The sequence below is a fragment of the Candidatus Marinimicrobia bacterium CG08_land_8_20_14_0_20_45_22 genome (assembly GCA_002774355.1).
In the GTDB taxonomy this organism is placed as follows: domain Bacteria; phylum Fidelibacterota; class UBA2242; order UBA2242; family UBA2242; genus 0-14-0-20-45-22.
On record PEYN01000122.1, the window covers coordinates 1 to 23,102 of the forward strand.

General features: G+C 45.1%; 25 protein-coding genes and 1 tRNA gene. 4 read left to right on the forward strand and 22 right to left on the reverse strand.

Annotation, left to right across the window (positions count from 1 at the left end):
• From COT43_06925 to COT43_07020, 20 genes are all read right to left on the reverse strand, one after another.
• Positions 1 to 702 (reverse strand): hypothetical protein (locus COT43_06925; GenBank protein PIS28172.1); only part of this gene is annotated, 702 nt, incomplete at its 3' end.
• Between the two features lie 4 nt (positions 703 to 706).
• Entirely contained in the window at positions 707 to 892 is a 186-nt protein-coding gene (locus COT43_06930; GenBank protein PIS28173.1) for a hypothetical protein, read from the reverse strand.
• 390 nt (positions 893 to 1,282) lie between these two features.
• Positions 1,283 to 1,705, reverse strand: a complete 423-nt coding sequence (locus tag COT43_06935) for a hypothetical protein (GenBank protein ID PIS28174.1) — start codon at positions 1,703 to 1,705, stop codon at positions 1,283 to 1,285.
• Positions 1,698 to 2,498, reverse strand: coding sequence for a hypothetical protein (locus tag COT43_06940; protein PIS28175.1), 801 nt, complete (start codon positions 2,496 to 2,498; stop codon positions 1,698 to 1,700). Before COT43_06940 ends, COT43_06935 begins: the two co-directional genes overlap by 8 nt.
• Positions 2,491 to 2,787: a hypothetical protein gene (locus COT43_06945; GenBank protein ID PIS28176.1), complete on the reverse strand. Its 297-nt coding sequence runs from the start codon at positions 2,785 to 2,787 to the stop codon at positions 2,491 to 2,493. Before COT43_06945 ends, COT43_06940 begins: the two co-directional genes overlap by 8 nt.
• Positions 2,784 to 2,969, reverse strand: coding sequence for a hypothetical protein (locus COT43_06950; protein ID PIS28177.1), 186 nt, complete (start codon positions 2,967 to 2,969; stop codon positions 2,784 to 2,786). Before COT43_06950 ends, COT43_06945 begins: the two co-directional genes overlap by 4 nt.
• Positions 2,966 to 3,331 (reverse strand): hypothetical protein, encoded by a 366-nt coding sequence (locus tag COT43_06955; protein PIS28178.1) that lies wholly within the window; start codon positions 3,329 to 3,331, stop codon positions 2,966 to 2,968. The genes COT43_06950 and COT43_06955 overlap by 4 nt, the downstream gene beginning before the upstream one ends.
• 7 nt (positions 3,332 to 3,338) lie before the next feature.
• Positions 3,339 to 3,542 carry a hypothetical protein gene (locus COT43_06960; GenBank protein PIS28179.1) on the reverse strand — a complete coding sequence of 68 codons (204 nt, stop codon included), beginning with the start codon at positions 3,540 to 3,542 and terminating at the stop codon, positions 3,339 to 3,341.
• A 177-nt stretch (positions 3,543 to 3,719) separates the two neighbouring features.
• Positions 3,720 to 4,634: a hypothetical protein gene (locus COT43_06965; GenBank protein ID PIS28180.1), complete on the reverse strand. Its 915-nt coding sequence runs from the start codon at positions 4,632 to 4,634 to the stop codon at positions 3,720 to 3,722.
• Positions 4,635 to 4,738: 104 nt separating this feature from the next.
• A complete protein-coding gene (locus tag COT43_06970; protein ID PIS28181.1) occupies positions 4,739 to 5,005 on the reverse strand; it encodes a type II toxin-antitoxin system mRNA interferase toxin, RelE/StbE family in 267 nt (88 codons plus the stop codon).
• Positions 5,006 to 5,008: 3 nt separating this feature from the next.
• On the reverse strand, positions 5,009 to 5,269 hold the full coding sequence (locus COT43_06975) for a type II toxin-antitoxin system antitoxin, RelB/DinJ family (protein ID PIS28182.1): 261 nt from the start codon (positions 5,267 to 5,269) through the stop codon (positions 5,009 to 5,011).
• A gap of 160 nt (positions 5,270 to 5,429) precedes the next feature.
• Positions 5,430 to 5,795 carry a hypothetical protein gene (locus COT43_06980; protein ID PIS28183.1) on the reverse strand — a complete coding sequence of 122 codons (366 nt, stop codon included), beginning with the start codon at positions 5,793 to 5,795 and terminating at the stop codon, positions 5,430 to 5,432.
• Positions 5,796 to 6,077: 282 nt separating this feature from the next.
• Positions 6,078 to 6,398, reverse strand: coding sequence for a hypothetical protein (locus COT43_06985; GenBank protein ID PIS28184.1), 321 nt, complete (start codon positions 6,396 to 6,398; stop codon positions 6,078 to 6,080).
• Between the two features lie 141 nt (positions 6,399 to 6,539).
• Positions 6,540 to 7,547 carry a hypothetical protein gene (locus COT43_06990; protein ID PIS28185.1) on the reverse strand — a complete coding sequence of 336 codons (1,008 nt, stop codon included), beginning with the start codon at positions 7,545 to 7,547 and terminating at the stop codon, positions 6,540 to 6,542.
• 200 nt (positions 7,548 to 7,747) lie between these two features.
• A tRNA-Phe gene (locus COT43_06995) sits at positions 7,748 to 7,823 on the reverse strand.
• A gap of 206 nt (positions 7,824 to 8,029) precedes the next feature.
• Positions 8,030 to 8,317 carry a hypothetical protein gene (locus COT43_07000; protein ID PIS28186.1) on the reverse strand — a complete coding sequence of 96 codons (288 nt, stop codon included), beginning with the start codon at positions 8,315 to 8,317 and terminating at the stop codon, positions 8,030 to 8,032.
• Positions 8,318 to 8,320: 3 nt separating this feature from the next.
• On the reverse strand, positions 8,321 to 9,388 hold the full coding sequence (locus COT43_07005) for a mannose-1-phosphate guanylyltransferase (GenBank protein PIS28187.1): 1,068 nt from the start codon (positions 9,386 to 9,388) through the stop codon (positions 8,321 to 8,323).
• Between the two features lie 15 nt (positions 9,389 to 9,403).
• Positions 9,404 to 10,171, reverse strand: a complete 768-nt coding sequence (locus COT43_07010) for a diaminopimelate epimerase (protein PIS28188.1) — start codon at positions 10,169 to 10,171, stop codon at positions 9,404 to 9,406.
• Between the two features lie 2 nt (positions 10,172 to 10,173).
• Positions 10,174 to 12,006 (reverse strand): hypothetical protein, encoded by a 1,833-nt coding sequence (locus COT43_07015; protein PIS28189.1) that lies wholly within the window; start codon positions 12,004 to 12,006, stop codon positions 10,174 to 10,176.
• A complete protein-coding gene (locus COT43_07020) occupies positions 11,927 to 13,108 on the reverse strand; it encodes an 8-amino-7-oxononanoate synthase (GenBank protein ID PIS28190.1) in 1,182 nt (393 codons plus the stop codon). Before COT43_07020 ends, COT43_07015 begins: the two co-directional genes overlap by 80 nt.
• Positions 13,109 to 13,293: 185 nt before the next feature.
• On the opposite strand from COT43_07020, the gene COT43_07025 reads away from it, so the two are divergent.
• Complete coding sequence (locus COT43_07025) at positions 13,294 to 15,084, forward strand: hypothetical protein (GenBank protein ID PIS28191.1); 1,791 nt, start codon at positions 13,294 to 13,296, stop codon at positions 15,082 to 15,084.
• Positions 15,085 to 15,131: 47 nt separating this feature from the next.
• Positions 15,132 to 16,679, forward strand: a complete 1,548-nt coding sequence (locus tag COT43_07030; protein ID PIS28192.1) for a hypothetical protein — start codon at positions 15,132 to 15,134, stop codon at positions 16,677 to 16,679.
• A 50-nt stretch (positions 16,680 to 16,729) separates the two neighbouring features.
• Here the strand turns inward: COT43_07030 and COT43_07035 are convergent, their stop codons facing one another.
• The gene (locus tag COT43_07035; protein ID PIS28193.1) at positions 16,730 to 19,171 is read right to left on the reverse strand and encodes a hypothetical protein; all 2,442 of its coding nucleotides are present in this window, start codon (positions 19,169 to 19,171) and stop codon (positions 16,730 to 16,732) included.
• Between the two features lie 302 nt (positions 19,172 to 19,473).
• On the opposite strand from COT43_07035, the gene COT43_07040 reads away from it, so the two are divergent.
• Positions 19,474 to 21,756 carry a sodium-translocating pyrophosphatase gene (locus COT43_07040; GenBank protein PIS28194.1) on the forward strand — a complete coding sequence of 761 codons (2,283 nt, stop codon included), beginning with the start codon at positions 19,474 to 19,476 and terminating at the stop codon, positions 21,754 to 21,756.
• A 286-nt stretch (positions 21,757 to 22,042) separates the two neighbouring features.
• A complete protein-coding gene (locus tag COT43_07045; GenBank protein ID PIS28195.1) occupies positions 22,043 to 22,453 on the forward strand; it encodes a hypothetical protein in 411 nt (136 codons plus the stop codon).
• 268 nt (positions 22,454 to 22,721) lie between these two features.
• Here COT43_07045 and COT43_07050 read toward each other — a convergent pair whose 3' ends face one another.
• Complete coding sequence (locus COT43_07050) at positions 22,722 to 22,976, reverse strand: hypothetical protein (protein ID PIS28196.1); 255 nt, start codon at positions 22,974 to 22,976, stop codon at positions 22,722 to 22,724.
• Between the last annotated feature and the right edge of the window lie 126 nt (positions 22,977 to 23,102).

The following is a 23,102-nucleotide window of genomic DNA, read 5'->3' on the forward strand; positions in this document are numbered from 1 at the left end:
GATTCGCTCCGCCGGAATCGGTATGATCCGTTCCTTGCGCCCTTTGCTTTGCTCCACCGTGATAAAATCGCCGGTCAATCTTGAATGAAATAACTCACTCAGGCGCAGTCCGGTGAACTCATAAACCCGAAACGTTGCCGCTAACTTCGGATCGTCAACCACGCTGTAAATTCTATCCATCTCTTCCGGCGTTATGAACTTCGGGAGTTGTCGGTCGGTCTTGATCTGCTTAACGTGAAAAGGTGATTGGATCAACCCTTTTTCAGATAGGAAATTCAGAATGCAACGAATGCCGCGCAGGCGAATGTTTACCGTTGTCGGGTTGTATCGGCTCTGTAAATAAGCCAATAGGTCGCTGTAATTGGTTCGCTTGATCGAATCGAAGTAAACCAGCCCGTTTAAAGCATTCAGGAAGTCTTTGCCCGCTAAGCGATAGGTCTTTAAGGTCGATTCGGTGATATTCCGCTCCGCTTGGATTGTTCGTAAAAAACGCTCAATCCCGCAGGGAATCGTCAACCGATTCTTTTCCGCGTCGATTTCTGTCCTAATCCGTTGTTTGACTTCTAACTCTTGCCGCTCGATCTTTGCCTTTTGGATTTCAGCATCCCGACGGTTTCCCGTTCCGGTCGGTAGTAATTTTTCTTTGCCGTCGATTCTCAAACGAATATAAAACTTGCCTTTCAGTAAACGTAAACCCGCCATGATTTCACCCTCTCAGAAGTTTTTCAATGCTTTCAGTTGTCACGTAAGTCTTGCCTGCTTTTTTCGTTCCGCCGATTCTAACCGGTTTTAGTAAGCCCTGCTGAATATAAGCGAACACGCTCCGAACACTAACGCCCAGACGCTCCGCCGCGTCTTTTACCGATAGTAAATTTTCGTTTTTCATTGTCATTCAATCAACCTTTCAAGTTATCCTACGGGTAGAATATAACTACCGTTTAGTGAAATATCAAGTGTTTTCGTGAATTTATCTTAATTATCATACCGATTCTGTTGAATCTGTTGAATAGGCATACCGAACGATTGAAAGCGGTATGATTTTTTAGGCGAAAACGCCGCCAAACGGCTCAGGATCGATTTTAGCGGGCAGGTCGGTGACTTTGTACCAGTTCGGAAAGTGAATCGCTCAAAGGCTTTTAAAACGCGCATCTCATTTTTTCCTAAAAATAGCCTTTCCCGACGTGATGTAATCAAAGTTGGAAAATTCTGAGTGATAATATATGCACCTTGCCTTTTTTCAACTTTTTTCACGACGGAGAAAAAACGCCAACATTGATTACATTCATCTTTTTTTTCGGTATTTTTGGACGTTTGCCCGAATTTGACCGTTTCGCCGATTTTGATAACACGACTGGCAATAAACCTTATTTCGGGTTTTACTGTGAAAAATCGCCTTACACTTTCGGCACTTCAATTCAAAGAGTGTCGGCATTGATTCGGTCGGTTCGGTCTCCTGCCGTCGGTTTTTATCAACGGCAATCTGATAAGCCGCCAACGTTGAATTTTGAGAATCAGGAATTGACGGAATCACTGTCGAATTGAAAAACGCGCAAGGCAAGCCCTTCGTAACCCGACAAGGTTTTCCGGCAAGTTCCGAATCAATCCACGAATCAATTTTACCCGTTAATCGGTCAAATTTGAATAAACCGCCGACACAACCGCCAGCCGAATAATTGCAACAATTTAAAGCGATAGATTCATACATTTTTCACCTCATTAAAAAATAAATTTGTTTGCGCCCGTTCCGCGCCTAACCGCGTCTTTGCCATCTCAAAATAAACCGGATCACGCTCGATTCCGATAAATCGCCTGCCAAGTCTATGACAGGCGATAGCGGTCGATCCGCTTCCGGCGAAGGGATCACAAACCAAATCGCCAGGATTCGATAACGCTTTCAGGACGTAACCGCAAAGCGCAAGCGGTTTTTGGCAAGGGTGATCGGTTCGCTCCGATTCCGGCAGGTTGCACTTGGTCGGGAAGTCCAAAATCTGTTTAGGATAACGTCCGCCGCTCGATTCGGAAACATAAGCCTTGATCGGTTTACGCGTCGTGTTTGACCGATTGTAACTCCGCCGATAAGGTTCGCCGCCGACGGTCGAAATATCTTTGAAGTTGAAAGTCAAGTTTCCGATTCTCGATTTCTTTTTACTGTAAACGATAATCAGTTCTGTCTCCCGCATAGGCTCTTTTTTTCCAACGGGTTGACCGTTTGGTTTTCTCCAAATCCAAAGGAATCGGAAGCGGAAACGATCCATCAGATTGGTCGTGATCGTTTGTGCGGTCACGAAGTCGCAGAACATTGCTACCTGCCCGTTTGGTTTTAAAATCCGGTCAAACTCAGACGCTAACGACGTCCAGTCTAAGCCGTGATTCCAGTCGGCGTAAATTTCCCGCAGGCTTTGCTCATAAGGCGGATCGGTGAAAATCAGGTCAACCGAAGCCGCCAGAATCTCAGGCATCAGGTCGAAACAATCGCCGAAAGTGATTTCGTTAATCAAGGAAAGCCTCAAAGGTTGACCGCGCCCGCTTGTTCGGTTTAACGTCGCCGGATAAAAGCCAAAGGTCTAAAACCCTCCGATTAAAAAGTAATTTGCCCGCCTTGCCGTTTGGGACGCGCCGGAAGGGAATCGAATTTGACAAAATGAGTTTCCTAATTGTTGACCGTGATATTTGCAAGTAAACGGACGCTTGGCGAATATCAAGCCAAACCGGAAACTCCGGTTTCAGTCGCTTTTCAAGCGCGTCGATTTTATCAAGAATCATGGAAAATTTCGGATCGTCAATCATTTTTTTCCTTTCAAAAGTTGTTTTTCAACTTCCCTTTCGGAAGCCATCTCGCTTCCCTTTCGGAAGCGGTAAGACTTTTCTCGCTTCCCTTTCGGAAGCGGTTCACGACGAAAGGCACTTTTGACCGCTCGCTTCCCTTTCGGAAGATTTAGTATATCTACCACCACCACCAACAAAATCACCTTTTCCTCTTCTGGTTTGGAAGGTCTGCATACTTTCCGGTGAAGGTGTATGCAGACTGCCCTTTCATCAACCCACCTTGTTCGGAAATTTCGATCCAACCAGCGTTTTTGAGTTCGGAAAGTGCCTTAGTCATAGATTTTGGCGATTTAAAATCTTGAACAGTCGCCATTTCTGAATAAGATAACCGAACTTGAATTTTACCGGTAGCAAGGTTACGCTTTTCGTCGTTCGGGTTATATTTAGAACGAAGATAAATCCAGAGGACTTTTGCGTTTGAAGATAAACTTCTCCAAGATTTATCCTTAAGCATTGCTATCAGTGTGAGAACGAATGGCGGTTGTGATCTGTTTTTCTGAATCACAAGTTGCCTAACGTCCAGACGGTTCGGATTTCTTTTTCAACCAAGCCTTGACTATTTCCACGCACTCCGGCGAAAACATAGCAGGGATGCCGCGTTCGGGTTCATTTAAAATCGGAAGTTTACCCCTCTGTCGCAGATAGTCAACCTGCTGTGGATTCAAGCCAGTCGCCCGCATCAACTCTTTCCTTGTCAAAAAATTTTGGTTTGTCATCGCATTTTTCCTTTCAAATAAATTCTATTTATTCACGTGGTTAATATACCTAATGATGTGAATATCAACAACATAGAGGCGTATTTATCCCAAGAAAATCCCAGAATATTTAAGGGATATTCGACGGAAAAATATTATTTTATTTTGTTGGGATTTTTGGGATTTTATCCCAAAGTACTATTTGTACTCTTTACCTCTCCAAAAATAGAATTCTGAGTAATATTTTCGGAGTGTATCAACTGATAAGTGCTTATAAGCCTTATAAGTATGAAGTTCATTTGCTATTGCGATTTTTTTGGTTAATGATTTTTTTGTTTTTATATCATTCCCAATTTCCTTGATTAGAGAGCGTAATTTATGCTGTTTGTCAGATACTTCTTTTCTGTGTGGTTTCTGTGTAGTTTCTGTCGCAGAAACTATCTCAGACGGTTCTAAATTCGTCGAATTTCGTGCTAATTTGATATTTTTATCGTCGGGAAATAGTCTATTATGAACAGTCTCAAATTCATCGGGATATATGATAGATTCAGAAATATAGCCGTTCAGATGGTTTTCCTCACAAAATCTTTTAACAAGTTTGTAAATCCTGTACTCGCTTAACAGGCGTTTAAATAGTGAAGTCTTATGTTCAAAATCATTATGGCTGTATTGTTGTAGTTCGTGTTCGGCAGTATCTCTGATCAGGCTTAAAATATTTTCTCTTAAGAAATCGTCAGCAAATTCGCTGAAATCAAACAATACTAAATTTAATTTTACCGTCTCGAAAAAGTCGTTTTCGTCTCCAGTTCCATCCGCTTCCGAAAAAGTAGATGTTCGGATTTCCCCGTCTTCTCGCCTAAATCTTCTTTCTTGACGCGTCATCAGATCAACCTGACCTTTTTGAATCCGGACAGATTCAATTATGGGATCAGTTTCCATCAACCGCTTAATTTGTTCTTCGTTAATCATTTTTTCTGTTTTAAGAATAGTGATGCGGATTTTGTCTTCATGTTTTACTATCTTTAAATCGTCTTTGGAAATTCCCAAAGTTTCGGCAATCTGTGACGGATAGTCTTCTAAAAGTTCTTCAAGATTTGTTGTAAGGTCGTTCATTGCTTAATCCTTCCAATAAGCCCTTCTGGTTGAAATAAGCGGGAAACGGTGAAGGTTTCCGCTTGTCGGTTGATCGACCTATCCCGCTTATGTCAAAAATCACGTCAATATAAATCCGAATGCGTCCCAGTTCTGGTCAGACAAATATCGTTTGTTTCCTGTTTCCAGATTAACAGCCAGTCGGGTTTTATGTGGCATTCGGAAAAATCGCTCCATCGACCTTGTAGCGGATGAACCTTGAACTTTTTCGGGAGAACTTCACCCGTTGCTAATAGGCTAATGACTTCATCAAGCAAACTGATATTCCAGCCGCGCTTGATAGCCTTCTGGTAATCTTTTTTAAAAGCCGTTGTAAAATGGATCTGTCTCATTTCTTAGGACTTCAAATCTTCCATCAGGCTATTAACGTTATCGAAGGATTTCAGATTACGCTTTTTTTCAACGTCTTCCATCGCCCGGACAGTCTTTCGATTCGGGATGCGAATGCCAAATGGAATACCGCGCTTCAGTGCAATCTGTCGGAGATAGATATTCACTGCGTCGCTCATGGTAAGCCCAAGTTCCTTCAGTACAGATTCCGCGTCGGTTTTTACCTTTTCAGTGACCCGGACATTGACAGATACATTTTGATTCATCTTTCACCTCGTTTAAATAACTATCTGAAATTTATTTCCATGTACCGCCATTTGCAATGCAATTCCGGCATTGTTTTTCCTTCTGGTGTGTGTGCGCGAGTATAATAGATATGCGGGGTGGCGTCTCCCGTGCTTCGGGGGGTGGGGGGTGTGCCTGTGTTCATGCGTGCGCCCGTCCATCATTATCCGCCCGTGTGTCGGTCATATATGAAAGGTACGCCCGCCGTGCATTAACGCCGGTGAAATCCCTGCCCTGATAAGACCTTACGATGGATAACAATTTCTCGAAGTCGGTTTGATTATTCTCTGACCAGTCCAGAAGACTTTTGATACGCAAATTTTTATCGTTGATTTGTATAATGCTCTCGACTTTGTTTAAGATGTTATGACCTTCCAGTAAAAATGCTTTTATATCGTCGATGATTCTCGGTTTGTATAAATCGATCGTGAAGAACTCCGACAATACCTTTCTGATCTCCCGCTCAGTCATGCTGGATTTGCTGTCATTTTTCTGCTTTGTGTTCATGGTGATACTCCTCTGTTAAGTGTTAAAGCCGATAATATGATAAGTTGACAATCTGAAATCGTGGTAAAAATTCGCCCAAAAGGGCAAGCGGTAGGATGCCCGTTAGATACGCAATGTGATTTCTCGTCGGTAGAGCAGACGATCTGTGATTGACTGCTCGGCGGTTTGATCCCACTGAGTTGCTCGAATAATCTACGGATTTGAAGCAGAAGAATACCGACGTGTGTGCGCCTGTTGGCATTATCTCACAGATGTTTCTTTTTAAATATGTTAAATGCAAACTCATTGATAATCAACGCAAGTACATTGTAAACCGATTAGCGATTCCCTGATTGATCCGGTTGCGGTTTTTTCGTTTCTACTATGCAATGTTATTTGATACGCTATTAAGTCTAAAATCACGTCAAAAGATAGATGTTGTCTGATTTTTGTCATTTTTCGCTGAAAATTGATAAATTTTTCACGACGATAAATGCGGCTGTGGAATTTGTTAAAAATCGACTGATTGCTTTTTTTCGTTCTCCGTCGTGAAGATTGAAATTGAACCTTGAAAAAAAAGACGTAAAAACGTTTCATAGGGCATTTTTCGGCATTTTTATCCATTTTCAAATCCTTGCACTTGCGCCATCGCCAATAACTTACAGGTATTTTTCATATAAAATCAGCAGTAAGCCTAAAAATGAGTTATGCAACGTTTTTCGGTACTTATGCAATGTTTGTCTCTTTTTGTTACCATTTTTCTAATCAGTTAAAAACTTCGGCTCGATCAAAGGTATAAGAAACCTTCCGATCATTAAAAATCTGTTTTAAAAACTCTCGTGGAAACTTCGTGTAAATCTCCGTTGTTCTCACGTCAGCATGCCCCAGCAGTTCTTTTACAAGCGAAAGATTATTAGTCGCCATCAATTGACTTAATGCGAAGGTGTGCCGCAAACAGTGAATTGTCTTGCCCGTTATACCGGCTCTCTTACATATCTTTGCGAATGAATGACTGATGTAACTTTCCGAAATTGGATTTGCTTTCACAAAATCATAATCAAAAACGGAAGATTCAGGAATTGGAATCAGTCGTTGTCTGCGCCCTTTGCTTTCGGCTTCAACGATAATGAAATTACCTTCTCGATGAGATATTTTCAATTCACCGATCCGCATTCCGGTCGTCTCGTAAACTCGAATGACGGACTTCATCAAATTATCCGAAGCGTGTTGGTAAATCACTTCCATTTCGTCAGGCATGATGAACTTCGGCAATGATTCATCAACCTTGACCGTCCTGATTGAGAACGGAAATTCCTGAATTTTTCCCTTCTCTAAAAGGTAGTTAAGCATTGATCGAATCGACCTGAGATTAAAATTGACGGTCGTTGAACTATTGTACCGACTATTAAGAAAAGCCAATAAAACCGCGCTATCGTCTTTCCTAAGCGTGTCAAAATATTTCCTATGTTGAAAACATGACTGAAAGTCTGCGGCTCCGATTTTATAGAGTTTTAGTGTCGCCGGTCGCAGATTCCGTTCTCCCTTAACGTTCGCTAAAAAATATCGAATGCCGTCCTCTATGGTTAGACGATTTTTCAGGCAGTCCAAATCGACGCGAATCTTTGCCCGAACTTCGTTTTCTTCCCGCTCAATTCGCTTTCTGAATATCTCTGCATCCCGCAAATCGCCGCTTCCGGTCGATAATAATTTTTCTTTGCCGTCTATCCAAAGACGGACGTAAAATTTTCCACGAAGTTTCCGAAGTCCTGGCATGATACTGCTTCCCTGTTTTTTAGTAGTTTTTCCCAAATTTTTGGGATTGGTTGTTTGAATAAAAAACGGTATCCCTGTCGGTATCCCGTTTCATGTATAGAGATAGGGTAAAAAATAATCAAATTTGGAAGGGTTTGAATGCCGATAATCCATGCCAAAAAGGCAGGTAAAAAGTCGGTTTTGTCGTCGGGAAAAATAATTTGTGGCGAGGGACAGAATTGAACTGCCGACACAGGGATTTTCAGTCCCCTGCTCTACCGACTGAGCTACCTCGCCACTTGCTAAAAAGCGGGTTAATTTATCATTTATTCCTTCAAAATGAAAAAATATTTTTGCCAATTTTCACGATTCCTGTTTTGTGATTATCATGACACTTGCAAATTTTCGACGGATTTTTTCAAAGATTAAATTTTTTCAATTCCGCTACCATGTATATCATGAGAGTGGTTTGTCTATTCTTCGGTTCTTAAAATCGCCTGTTTTTATCTGAATAAAGAGGTTCGTTCGTCGATCATTTCCCGAATTTCCGGCAGAAGAAATACGTTGGACAAGTCCATTTCGCCGAGCGCGCGTATCAAAAAATCGATTTGTTGTTCGAGTGGTGTGAATTTATAGACGACCACTTTTTTATCTTTCAGAACGACGCAGGTGCCTGCGTGAAAATCGCCCTGCCCGATGACGAGAGTGTAGCCGAGTTTGGTAAAAACCTTTTCCAATTCTGTCCGTAATGACAGCATTTTGGGCTTACATTGGTTTTTCAAGTTTACCATGATTTATAGATGTTCCATCCGTTTTTCATGCTCCAGTAAATCGACAAGGTCTTTGACTTTCTCGGATTCATTCCGGTGAACGATGAGAATGGAATCCTTGGATTGAATGACGATGAGGTCTTTGACGCCGATCGTTGCGACCATGTTTTTCCGGGAATAGACATAACATCCGCTGGAATCGATGGCGGTGACATCGCCGATCAGGACATTGCTGTTTTTGTCTTTCGGCATCAGTTCGTAAACCGCGTCCCATGAGCCGACGTCGCTCCAGTCGAAATTTCCCGCAACTACATAAACATTTTTTGCCTTTTCCATGACGCCATAGTCGATAGAAACGCCACGAATTGTTGCCCACTGGGTTTTTAAAACTGCGTCGTAATTAGGCGTGCCGATGGCTCTGGCAATTTCCTGAAGACTATCGTGCAATTCCGGAATGAAAAGTTTGATAGCGTTGATGATGCTGGATCCTTTCCAGATGAACATGCCGCTGTTCCATAGAAATTCGCCGCTCTCCAAGAATCGAATCGCCGTCCGCAGTAACGGTTTTTCGGCAAAAGTTTTAACCTTGTAAACATCCTCATCGACGGGCGCGACGCTTTTGTCCATCTGAATATATCCGTAACCAGTCGCGGGTCGTGTCGGCGTAATCCCGAAAGTGACCAACGCGACGTGATCTTTCGCGAAACGGTAGCCGGTCATTACTGCGTTTTTGAATGCGTCAATGTCCGAAATGAGATGATCGGATGGGAAGATTCCGATGACCGCGTTCGGGTCTCTGTCTAAGATGATCGTCGTAACCAATCCGATCGCCGGCGCCGTGTTTTTGCCACTTGGTTCGATGATCACATTTTTTTCTGGTAATTTGGTGAGGTCTCGCAGGATTGCTTCTTTCAGCGATTTCCCGGCGATGACGTAGATTTTTTTCTCATCGCAGATTTGCCGAAGTCTTTCGTAAGTCAACTTCAGCATCGATTGTTCAGCGACAATATTCAATAGTTGTTTTGGACGTTCGCGCCGGCTTCGTGGCCAGAACCGCTTTCCGATGCCGCCCGCTATGATGACTGCATACATTATTTCACCTCGTGATTAAAGGTTAATTTCAATCGTGCCGGTAAAAACGGATTTTGTTGGTCCGCTCAGCCAAAATGTATCATTTGTTTCATCGATTTGCAACTCGCCGCCACGGGCGATTAATCGGATTGGAAACGTCTGATCGAACAATTTCGAGACCATATAAGCCGCCGCCGTTGCGCCGGTTCCGCAGGCCAAGGTTTCATCCTCGACGCCGCGCTCATAAGTCCGAATCGCCCATCGTCCATCTTTGTTCTGTTCGATGAAATTTACATTGGCATCGAAGGTTTTTCGGAGTTTCGGTGCGATATTCCGAATATCGATCTGCGCCAGATTTTTTGTTAAAACTACTAAATGCGGCACGCCGGTATCGACCCGAAAAACCTCGTTCCCATTGAACGTTTCAATTTTTAATTCGATGGGTTTGCGAACGGTAATCGCGACATTTCCGTTTTTGTAAACGCCGGAATGTTCGCCGTCTGCCGCCAAAAAACGGTACGATCCTTTGACACAAATCGCGTTGTCGTGAACGAAAAGAACCGCCGCGCGACTGCCGTTTCCGCACATCGCCGGTCCCGAACCGTCCGGATTGAAGTACGCCATCTCAAAGTCGCATTCCGGATAGTTTCGGATAAAAATCGTTCCGTCGCCGCCGATTCCGAATCGTCTGTCGCAGAATTTTTGTGCGAGTGCCGGCGCATTTGACTGAAAAAGCGCTGGTCGATCGTCGATGAGAACGAAATCGTTGCCGGCGGCTGTAATTTTCCAGAAGTGAATCTGCATTGTCAGTAATTTAACTCTACTTCGGCAGTTTCCCAGCGAGATCGAATGGTGATCATGTTGGGTAAATCTTTATAAGGTTCGGCAATTCGATAAGGAATCATTCGTCCGGCATCATAGACTTCGTCCCCGTTTGGGTCGAACCAGATGCGTGCGCTGTATTTTCCGGGAAGTAGCGATAGGAATACGAATTTGCCCGTACTGTCCGGGTGTGTTTGCCGCTGGAAGTTTTCTGTCGATGACTGAACTGCCACGATTAATTTTTTAAAATCGATGGTCGTGCTCGTTTTGACAATGCCGCTGAGCGAACCGAATTGATTGACGTCAATCGTACTGAATGTTTGCGTGATTACGGAATCTTTGAAGAAATTGTCCGCGGCGTCTTTCCATTTTTGGCAAAGAAGTTTGATTGTATAATTGGAATTCGATTTCAACGGTTCCATTGGCGTTAGAACGAGCGAATTTCCGTCAAGCCATCTGTCAGCGGTCGGAACATTGATGCTGTCGCTTTCGAATAGAAGAATTTTCTGCTGGATCGAATCGAGAATAATCGGCTCGGAAAAATCCAGGACGATCGGATCAGTCGAACCAAAGTTTTTTCCGCGGTTGAGCGGATTCGTTTTTATCAATCGAGGCTTCAGTGTGTCGGTCTGCACGCGCCAGGTGAATCGAATCGGCCGATTGTCCAACGCCGGATGGTCGCCGGTTTCGTCGAACAGGTTTCGGATCGCGATGGAATATGTCGAATCGGGTATAAGTCCGTCCACTTGCAGAAAAACCTGTTTTGGCGAGCCCGCGTCTGCCCATGTTTTTAGGACATTTGGAGTTCCTGAGCCAATGATATGAAACGCGGCGTTTTTCAGATTCGTATCAGGGATAGAACTCGTGAAATTCAATTCCAGTGCGTTGTTTGTCGGAACTGCAGTCAGGAGTCGAAATGGTCGGAGTGATATTTTGTCCAATCGAAAATTGATGCCAATCGCGGTGTCATTACGATGACGAATGACGATGTTTTTCGTCTGCTGTATTCCCAGTGGATCCTCTTCCATGGGGAAAAATGTCCCCGGTTTAGCGGCAGGCGGCACGTGCGCGATCAGCCGGTATTCGCCGACCGGCAGATTGCTGACTTCATAAAAACCGGAGCCTGTGACGGCGGCGGCATAATCTGGCTTCTGAGATGGTAGCGAGTCGGGGAAAGCGATCTGTTTTCGGAAAACCCAGATCATTGCGGGTTTTTTCTCTGGAATTTGATAGACAATACCGCTGATTTTTCCTTCGTCCAAAGAATCGCCGGTGGAAAATGCCAGTTTGATGTCTTCGACTGTCGGATTCTTTTGAAAATCCTGTAGGTTTCGTGCGTAACTAAAGATGTAGGTTCTGTTGGATTGAAGCGGTTCCAGAAGTTTGATCGTGATTTTTTTTCGATTCGTTTTGATGACGGGAGTCGTTTTCAGATGCGGTGAGACAATCAGTGTTCCTTCTGCACTGCGCGGATTGATCGTTTCGGAAAAGGTCAATTCGATTTTTGGCTTGAGAGTCACCCGAATCGATCCATTCTCCGGAATGACCGAAACCAGCCGTGGTCCAATCACATCAACGGGTCCTCCGCCTGGCTGTCCCTGAGCGGCGCAGCCGACCAGCGCAACGATAACGCCGGCGACCAATCCACCCTGGAACCATTGAATTAGAATCCATTTTTTTTCAGTCCAGTTCAACAATATCTCTTCATTCGGATTGATAGAAAAGAACGGCGAACGATCAAATAATCGCCAATTCTTTGCCGATTTTATGAAATTTTTCCAGCACAAAATCCAACTGTTCCTGACGATGCGTCGCAATATAACTGGTTCTGAGACGAGAAGAATTTCCCGGCACAGCTGGGCTGATGATGGCGTTTGTGTAAATTCCTTCGTTAAATAGCCTTTTCCAGAACGTGAAAGTTTTCATATTATCGCCGATGATGATTGGAATGACGGGCGTTTCGCTTGTCGAAGTATCGAATCCCATACTGCGATATTCTTTCCGCATATAATTACCGATTTCAATAAGTCTTTGCCGGCGCTCCGGTTCAGATTGGATGATCTGAAGAGCGGCGCGTACTCCGGAGAGAACGCTGGGAGGCAGACTGGCGGTGAAAATCATTGCCCGCGAATTGTGTTTAATGTAATCGATGACGTCGGCATTTCCTGCGACGAAACCGCCGACCGCGCCAAACGATTTAGAGAATGTTCCCATAATCAGATCGACCTGAGAAGTCAGTCCAAAATGCGCCGCCGTGCCGTTGCCTTTAGGCCCCAGAACACCTATCGAATGCGCGTCGTCCACCATCAACCGCGCGCCGTATTTTTGAACGATCGGGCAAATTTCGGGAATCTTAGCAATGTCGCCTTCCATCGAAAAAATACCGTCAACGATAACGAGTTTTCCAGATTTTTCTGAAATGCCCGCCAATGTTTTTTCGAGACTCGCCATATCGTTGTGTCGATAACGATGAATACCGGCTCCTGAAAGCAGGCATCCGTCAACGATGCTGGCGTGGTCCAATTTGTCGATGATGACTGCGTCGGTTTTCCCTAACAGCGACGAAATGACGCCGAGATTCACTAAAAAGCCGGTGGAAAAAATCAAAGCGGCTTCCTTTTCGACAAATTCCGCCAACTCCTTCTCGAACGCCTCGTGAATGTCAAGCGTTCCGTTCAGGAAGCGACTGCCGGTTCTGCCGGTGCCGTATTCATGCAAAGCTTTTTCCGCCGCTGAAATGACTGCTGGGTGGTGGGTCAGTCCGAGATAGTTGTTCGATCCGATCATGATTTTAGGCTCGCCGTTGTAAATCATGACGGTATCGTCTCCGCCGGAAAAAGGTATAAAATAGGGATAATATCCCCTGGATTTAGCCTCTTTTACGGCTGTATATTCAAAGCATTTTTTAAACAAATCCATTAAGAATCCTCATTTTCAACAAAAAATCGTTGTTAATTTACAGTGACAGCAGTTGAATTGCAATGTTAACTCTCCACCGGGAATTCATCGGTTATCAAAATAATTCTGAAAAGAAGATTAATACAGGAAAATAGGCTGAATTTGATTACATTTTGGGCGTTATGAGACGAGAATTTGGAGGATAAATGAAACGACGACTTTGCGGGATTTCTGCGATTGGCTGGCTAATATTAACGATAAGCGGACTTTTATTTGCCGAAGATTGGCAAACGGATTATGAGAAGTCAGGATTTCTGGAGACGCCGCGGTACGCCGAAACGGTTCAATTTTGTCAACGGTTGGACGAAGCGTCCGGCTCCATTCTCTTCACGCACTTCGGAATTTCACCTCAAGGAAGAGATTTGCCGTTGTTGATTTTTGACTCCGACAGTAATTTTACGCCGGAAAAGCAGAAACAGAGCGGAAAAGCGCTCGTTTTGTTCATTGCCGGAATTCACCCCGGAGAAATTGATGGCAAAGACGCCGGACTGATGCTTTTGCGGGATATAGTCGTCGATGGAAAATATGCGGAATTAATGAAGAATGTTACGTTACTTTTTATTCCGATTTTCAATGTTGACGGTCACGAGCGGTTTTCGCCATATAACCGATTCAATCAAAGCGGACCGAAAGAAATGGGCTGGCGCGTCACGGCGCAAAATTTTAATCTCAACCGTGACTTTTCAAAAGCCGATTCACCGGAAATGCGTGCATGGCTGTCGCTTTTTCAACAGTGGTTACCGGATTTGATCCTCGATAGTCACGTCACCGACGGCGCCAATTATCAATACGTGGTGACTTATGGAATGGAACAGCATGTCGGTGCGATTGCCGAACCGGTGCGAAAATGGAATGTGGATACGTTCCTACCGATGTTGAAAAAAGGTTTGGAAACAGACGGCTATCCGCTGGGCGTTTATGTTATTCAGAAAGATGAAAAAGAATTTATGAAAGGTCTCACGTACGGCGTTGCCTCGCCGCGTTTTTCCAATGGTTACGGCGCAATTCAAAACCGTCCTTGTATTCTTATCGAGACGCACATGTTAAAAGATTACAAAACGCGCGTTTCCGCCACTTATCAGGTTTTCAAGAACGTTTTGGCTATCGTCAATGAAAATTGCTCCGTTTTGAAAAAAACCGTCGCTGATGGCGATGCGGAAACGGCGGCGATTCCGGTCGGTACATCGATTCCGCTCAATTTCAGTGTGACGTCTGATAGTGTTTTCATCGAATTCAAAGGTTTTGGCTACCGGAAGGAATTCAGCGATATTTCCGGAAGCGATCGCGTGATCTGGACGGAAAGGCCGGTCAATTATTATATGCCGTTCTTTACGAATGTCGTTCCAACGGCGAGCGCCGAAATGCCGTACGCCTATCTCATTCCGGCTGAATTCAAACCCATCGTTGATATTCTAAAACTTCACGGCGCAAAGATAAAGCAATTAAAAACGGATCAAAAACTCAAAGTCAATTCATACAAATTTTCAAACGTTTCGTGGCAAAGTACTCCTTCTGAAGGCAGACATCCGGTCAGTTTTTCGACCACTAAAATAAGCTTTGAAAGAAATTTTCCAGCCGGGACATTTGTCATTTTGATGAATCAGCGGACGAACCTGATTGTGACGCATTTACTGGAACCGGACGCGGTCGATTCGTTCGTTAAATGGGGATTTTTTGATGGAATTTTTGAACAGAAAGAGTATGGCGAAGTTTATGTTCTGGAAGATACCGCGTGGAAAATGTTGAAAGAAAATCCCGAAATGAAACGTGAATTCGAAAGAAAAATCAACACCGATCCCAAATTTGCCGCCGATCCGCTTCAACGCCTGTTTTTCTTCTTTGACCGTTCGCCATTTCACGACGACCAACTCAATTTATATCCGATTTCAAAAGTGATGAAACCGGTTGAATTGAACATCGAACAATCTGAGCGTTAATAACGGTCGGTTAATGATTGTTTAAAGCGTCATTAAAGGAGGTTTAAATGAAATTGAGTCGATTGGCCGAAATCATTCTTACTTTTACACTTCTTTTTGTCATTGCTCAGCCGGAAAAACGCGCGATGTCGCCGGATGGGAAATGGATCGCCTACACCATTGCAACTCCCGATCTCGCGAAGGATCGTTATTTCGACGATATTTGGTTAGTTCCGGCGGATGGCGGTGTTACGAAACCGCTGACGACGCACCCGGAGAATGATTATTCGCCGCGCTGGTCGCCCGATGGAAAACGGATCGCGTTTATTTCCGAACGCAAAGGCAAGCCCAACTTGTTCATGATTTCATTAGACGGCGGCGAGGCGAAACAGGTGACATTTTCCAAAACCGGACTTTATTCACCGATCTGGTCGAAAGACGGTCTTCATATTATTTGCGGTTCGCGCGTGCTTCCAGCAAGGAAAAACACGATAGAGAATTGGACGAAAAATGAATTACCGGAATGCAACGCCAGGAGCATCGACCGTCTGCTTTTTCGCCAATGGGATACTTGGCTCGGCGATAAGAAGAATCATATTTTTCTCGTTGATTTGAACGATGGATCGATGAAACATCTGAAGCCCGGCGATTTCGATACGCCGCCTGTCTCCCTTTCGAGTTCGCATGATTTCGATATTTCGCCGGACGGCGAGACGCTGGTTTATCGAAAAGGCTACAATCACAGGCCATACGAAATTTACTCACAACCAACCAATGGTGAAAAACCGACACAATTGACATGGGCGAACCGTGAATTTGATGAAACGTTCGATTTGCCGCAGGTCGAGACGTTCCGGTTTCCCGGCGCGAACGGTGACACGGTTCACGGATTTCTCCTTCGCCCACCGCATTTCGATCCTGAGAAAAAATATCCGGTCATACTGACGATTCACGGCGGTCCGCAAAATATGTGGGGCGACCGTTTCATGCTCAGTTGGTTTACGATGCAATTGATCACGTCGCCCGGCTACGTCGGCGTTTTCATCAATCCGCGTGGAAGTACCGGCTACAGTTCGACATTCCGCGAAGAAGTCAGTCGCGATTACGGCGGAAAATGCTTTGAAGATTTGGTCAAAGGACTCGATTTTGTCATTGCCAAATACGGTTTTATCGATAAAGACCGACAGGCGGTGATCGGCGGTTCGTTCGGCGGATATTCCGTCAACTGGCTCATGGGGCACACGAACCGGTTTAAGTGCGCCGTCAGTCATGCCGGATTGTACAATTTGACGAGTTTTTTTGGCGCGACGGAAGAACTCTGGTTTCCCGCGTGGGACATGGGTACGACGCCATGGGACGAGCCGGAACTATATGATAAATGGTCGCCACATCGGTTTGCTAAAAATTTTAGGACGCCGACGCTTGTAACACAGGGTGAATTGGATTTTCGCGTGCCGGTTGGCGAGAGCCTACAACTTTTCACCGCGCTTCAGCGGCAGGGAATTCCGTCGCGGTTAGTCATTTTCCCGGACGAAGGTCACGAAATTCTCGGCTTGCAGAACAATGTCCGCTGGTGGAAAGAAATGCACCGCTGGCTGGCTAAGTATTTAAACTAATTTGGGCTTAAGGGCATTTTGCCTTGATGGCCATTAAATTTTGTAGAAAATCAATATTGGATTGTAACGGTAAAATCGCCAGCGTCGGGTGTTCTAATATCGATCATCTTTTCATCCGATAGAAAAGTCCAGCATTCGCGGATTTTCGCCGATGTTTCGGATGGTTTTAGGGCGGACAATTCTTTCGATCCAACGAGAACTTTTGCCGGTTTTTTATCGGAGATGATTCTGAATTGATAATTTTTCCGGTCGGGCGTAAATCCTGTTTGTTCTCTCTTGACGACAACGGTCAACGCATCGTCTTTTTCTTCGATGTTAAAATTAACAACGGAAAAACGCCCGTTCTCGTATTCGTAGGAATATCCGTCGTCTTCGTACAGTGAATAGTAACTTTTCGCGGATGGAAAAATGGTCAGGATCGTCGTTTCGACAGGCTTCTCGCCGACGAACTGCTGAACTTCCTGCATCGGCAAAACGCCGCCAGATTTTAGAAAGAAAGGAATCCGTTCCAGCGGAGCATCGACGGTCAGCCACTGGTTGCCGGAATAGATTTTTCCGGTATTCATTTCGAACCAAAGTCCATCAGGCAAATAGAGATGTTTCGCATTGTCCGTTTCCGATAAAACCGGCGCGACCAGCAGATTTTCGCCAACCATGAATTGAAATTGCGACTGATCGTTCCAGCACTCCGGATCGTTCTGAAATTCAAGAAACATCGGTCGCATGAGCGGCAAACCAGTTTGCGTTGCCTGATGAAATTCGCTGTAAAGGTACGGCAACATTCGATAGCGCAAGTTGATGATTTCCCGGACGGTGTTTTCAACGTCTTGCCCAAAAGCCCATGGTTCTTTGGCTTTCGTTCCGTATGCCGAATGCTGTCTGAACAGCGTCGTGAAGGCGCCGAGCTGCATCCACCGCACGTAAAGCCTTTGCGACGCTTCGCCCATGAATCCGCCGACATCCGTGCCGACGAATGGAATGCCGTTCAAGCCGAGGTTTTGCGACATCACACAAGCAATCTGAAGATGATCTTCGCTGGAAAGATTATCTCCCGTCCAAACTGCAGAATACCGTTGAATACCGGAAAAACCGGCGCGCGTCAACAGAAAATGTCTCTTGTCCGAAAAATTCCGCAGGCCTGCGCGCGTCGCTTTTGCCATTTCCAGCGCATAAACGTTGTGGATTTTTTTATGGTCGGCGCTAAAGCCATTGCCGTTAAAGCGTACGAGGTCCGGGAAGTGACTTCCCCAAACGGCAGGTTCGTTCATGTCGTTCCAAAAACCGGAGACGCCGTCTTTCATCAATGCGGACAATTTCTCGCCCCACCAATCTCGCGTTTCTTTTTTTGTGAAATCCGGGAAAAACGCCCAGCTCGGCCAGACTTCACCCTGATACAATTCGCCGTCCGGATATTTGACAAATAAATCTTTTGCGATGCCTTCTTTTGCCGCGAAGTAATTCGTGTCGGCTTTCACGCCCGGATCGATGATGGGAATAATTTTAAAGCCATTCGTTTTTAGATCGGCGATGAGTTTTGAAGGATCGGGAAAACGGTTTTTGTCCCAGGTGAACACGCGATAGCCGTCCATGTAATCAATATCGAGAAAGATGACATCGCACGGGATCTGCCGTTTACGGAAATTATCAGCCAGCGCCCGAACAGTCGATTCTGGAGTATAACTCCACCGGCTTTGCTGGTAGCCAAGCGCCCATTTCGGCGGCATTTCCGCTTTTCCCGTCAATTCTGAGTAGGATGACAGCACGCGCTTCATCTCAGGTCCGTAGATGAAGTAGTAATCCATCTCGCCGCGATCGGCGCCGAATGAATAAAACCGGTTGTTGCTCGCGCCGAAATTGAAATGACTGCGATATGTGTTGTCAAAGAAAATGCCGTAAGATTTTCCGTTTCTGACGCCGTAAAAAAATGGAATAGAGACGTACAATTCGTCGGTTCGTTCGGTGTAGCCGGGGAAATCGGTGTTCCAGAGCGTGTATTCGTTGTCGGTTTTCCGCAGGCCGTCGCTTTTTTCACCCAATCCGTAAAAGTTCTCGCCATCCAATCGTTTTTTATAACAGCGGACTTCTTCTTTGTCGAAGGAGACGCCGAATGACGCATCGTCGGCATTGAGCAAATTCATTTCCTTGTCAAAAATCGAAATCCGGCACGGCTTTTTCGCGATTTGCACGATCAATTCGTTTGTTGAAAGAATGAAGCGATTTGGCTCTTCCTTTAATGAAAAATCGGACTTTCCGGGCATTTCAGCGATGACGGCGTATGACGGCGACTGGCTGAACGATTCGTTGTTTGTGTATCGGAATCGAATGACGTTTTCGCTCAACATATAAACGGTGAAATTGGCGTTGACGAGGCGGAATTCAACGCGATTGGAAAATAATTGATGACCGACGATATTTCCGACGAACACGGGTTCACTGAGTAATGATGTACAGAGGATGCAAACGAGTAAAAAAAGTGCGAATATTCGGTTCATGAGATCTCCGTTGATTTACAAGATCGTCGCCAGTGAATACTTCCGGCAGTCGTCTTTTGGAATTATTTCTGCAAATATCCATTGATAAAAATATATCAATCCACGTGGGCAATCACAACTAAAATTTCCCATAACAATAAGTCGGTCGGTTTGAATTTGCGTTTGATGAAAAACCTTATGCTCGCCTAAGCACGTTTTAGATCAATTTCGTTATTGAAAAATTGCCGATTCCGTTCTAACTTTTGCGCGCTATTTGTCATTCAATCGTATTCTTTCGATTAATAAAAGGAGGAAAATAGAATATGAGTTTGAAATATATGTTTCTGATTGCGCCGATTGGTTCGATTATCGCGCTGATTGCCGCATACATTTTTCACAAAATGATGCTAAAAAGCGATCCCGGCAACGAGAAGATGCAGAAAATCGCCGGCGCTGTCCGAAAAGGCGCCTTCTCTTACATTAAGCAACAATACAAAATCGTTATGCTGGTGTTTGTAGCCATTTTTGTCGTTTTTCTCTTCATGTCCTATGTTCTGCATGTTCAGAATAAGTGGGTGCCTTTCTCGTTTTTGACGGGCGGTTTTTTTTCCGGATTGGCGGGATTTTTCGGGTTGAATACGGCGACGCTGGCGTCCAATCGAACAGCAGAGGGCGCACGGAAATCTTTGAACGCCGGCTTGAGAATCGCTTTCCGCTCCGGTGCCGTAATGGGTCTAGTTGTTGTTGGACTTGGACTGTTTGACATATCGATGTGGTTCACGATTTTGTATTGGTTAGTTCCACGACTCGGGTATCAGGCGATGAGCCTCGCTGCGATTACGACGACGATGCTGACTTTTGGAATGGGCGCATCATTGCAAGCACTTTTCGCACGTGTCGGCGGCGGAATTTTCACCAAAGCGGCTGACGTCGGCGCCGATCTCGTCGGGAAAATCGAGGCCGGAATTCCAGAGGATGATCCGCGCAATCCTGCGACGATTGCGGACAATGTCGGCGATAATGTTGGTGATGTTGCCGGAATGGGCGCTGATCTGTACGAATCTTATTGCGGTTCGATTCTAGCGACTGCCGCGCTGGGTGTCGCGGCATTTAGCGGTTCGCCTTTCGAAAAAGTTTTAGCCGCTTTGTTGGCTCCGATGATTATAGCCGGTGCTGGAAATCTATTTTCCGTTCTTGGCGCTTTCGCGGTTCGGACGGGTGAAAAAGCAGACCAACGTTCGCTTCTCAAGGCTCTTGCCCGTGGCGTTAACCTGAGTGTTGTCCTGATTACGATATTTACCGTTGGCTTGCTTTACCTGCTGAAATTGCCAATGGGTATCGCCGGTTCCGTCATTACCGGATTGCTCACAGGCTGGACGATTGGTAAACTCACAGAATATTACACGTCGCAGTCTTATAAGCCGACGCGCTGGATCGCCGATCAGGCGAAGACGGGTCCAGCCACGGTGATCATCGGCGGTTTATCTACGGGAATGATTTCAACTGGATTTCCGGTCATTGTGACTGGCATCGGAATCGGTTTGGCTTATGCCTTTGCTGGTGGTTTTAGTACCGCTCCGAATCATATCAATCTTGGCTTGTACGGAATCAGTTTTGCGTCAATCGGGATGCTTTCGACGCTGGGAATCACATTGGCGACGGATGCTTATGGACCCATTGCTGATAATGCGGGCGGAAATGCCGAAATGAGCGATTTGCCGAAAGAAGTTCGTCAAAGAACCGACGCTCTGGATTCATTGGGCAACACGACTGCCGCGACCGGAAAAGGCTTTGCCATCGGTTCGGCGGCTTTGACGGCAATGGCGCTGATTGCGGCGTACATCGAGGAAATCAAGGCGCAGTTTTCGCATATTATCACGGACGGAGTCCTGATTAAAGAATTACTAACGAGTTTGAACATTTCCTTCGATCCGAACGCTTCTCTCGCATCTCTGCGCGAAATTGTCGCCAGCACTGTAACGCTGACCAATTGGGTCGATTATTACAACATTACATTGCTTAATCCGCGCGTGATTATTGGTGCGTTTCTCGGATCGATGATCACATTCGTATTCGCCGCGCTTGCGATGAAAGCCGTTGGGCGCTCCGCTGGAAGTATGGTTGAAGAAGTTCGCCGTCAATTCCGCGAAAAACCGGGCATCATGGAAGGCACAGATGAGCCGGATTACGAGCGGTGTGTTTCTATCAGCACGAAAGGTGCTCAGCATGAAATGGTTTTACCATCATTGTTAGTGGTCACCGTTCCGGTCATAGCCGGATTGGTTCTCGGCGTCGCGGGCGTTCTCGGCGTGTTGTTCGGCGGGCTCACAACCGGTTTTGTGCTGGCGATCACGCTAAACAATGCGGGCGGAGCATGGGACAATGCCAAGAAATATATCGAAGAAGGCAACCTCGGCGGAAAAGGTTCGTACGCGCACAAAGCCGCCGTCGTGGGCGATACGGTCGGCGATCCGTGCAAAGATACCGCCGGTCCCTGCCTGAATATCGTCATTAAACTGATGTCCACAGTTTCGATTGTAACTGTCGGATTGGCTGTGAAGTTCGGTCCTGTGATCGGTCAGTTGATCGGAATCGGTTCCCGGTAATCTTTAGTCAAATTTGTTGTGAACGACCGGCAATAGCGATATTTCCGGTCGTTTTGGTTTTATAAAAAACAGGCGCTGGCGTGTTAATTAACTTCAACTGGTCTTCTGTCTTTCTTTTCAAAGATTTTGGAAGTAATTTTGAATCACTGCTGTCCCATTAAGAAATATTAATAAGGTGATATGTTGCTGATAATCAGGTGATTAATACACGTATTTCGATTTTTCGATTTGAACTTTCTTACTAGATTTGACTTAATGCGTTGTCAACATAGAAAGGTGATAACACATAAATACAAGTCAAACAATTTTCTCACAAATCATAGAATTCATCCCTAAATATGAGTTCGAGAAGTACGTGAAAAAATATCGGGGCAATTATCGTTACCGGTCATTCAGTTGTTGGGATCAATTTCTCTGTATGCTGTTTGCCCAATTATCATACCGAGAGAGTTTAAGAGACATCGAGGCTTGTCTGAAATCCCAAAGCGCGAAACTCTATCATATGGGAATTAAGGGAACGGTGGCCCGGATGAATTTGGCGCGTGCTAATGAAAAACGTGATTGGCGAATCTATGCGGAGTTTGCTCAAGTTCTAATTGCCAGGGTGCGCAAATTGTATTGTAATGATTCCGACTTTCTGAGTGATTTAGAGGGTACAATCTATGCCCTGGATTCGACCACAATTGACCCGGACTAGCTTACATCGGTTCCCGTAGACGTAGTTATAGACTATTGCTGTATTTCCTGAATAATTGGTCTTGAATTCCATCATCACCTGTCCGTTCCCATTATATATAGAGAACTTGTAGGGATAATAACTAGTCCTTTTGTCTCTTGTCGTAGGCCATTCCCACTATTGGCGCGGCATAATATTACGTTATGTAATTATCACTTAAACGGCGGAATCGTGAAATCGTTACTTTTTCCTGTACTTTGGGATGACTTTTATCTCATTATTTGTATGATTAACCTTCTGCCGGAACATATTTCAAATATTCTTTAATGCGATCAATTGGGCGTTTGCCCATATTTCGGTAGCCCCTATGTGGTCTTTCTTCGTTGTATTCTTTCAGCCATTTATCAAGGTCCTTTTGTAAGGAATCAACAGACTCGTACAATTTTGTTCTGAAGGCCGGACGAAAGAACTCATCCAGTACAGTCCGGTTAAATCTCTCAACGAAGCCATTGGTTTGGGGATGCCGATCCCGCAGTTGCGGGATTTCCGATGTTCAATATCGGATAATTCCAGAAACATTTCATAGGGATGGTTGGTCGTACCACAATATTCTCTCCCATTATCCGTCAAGAGTGTTTTAACAAGCAGTTTCCACGACTTATATTGGGGA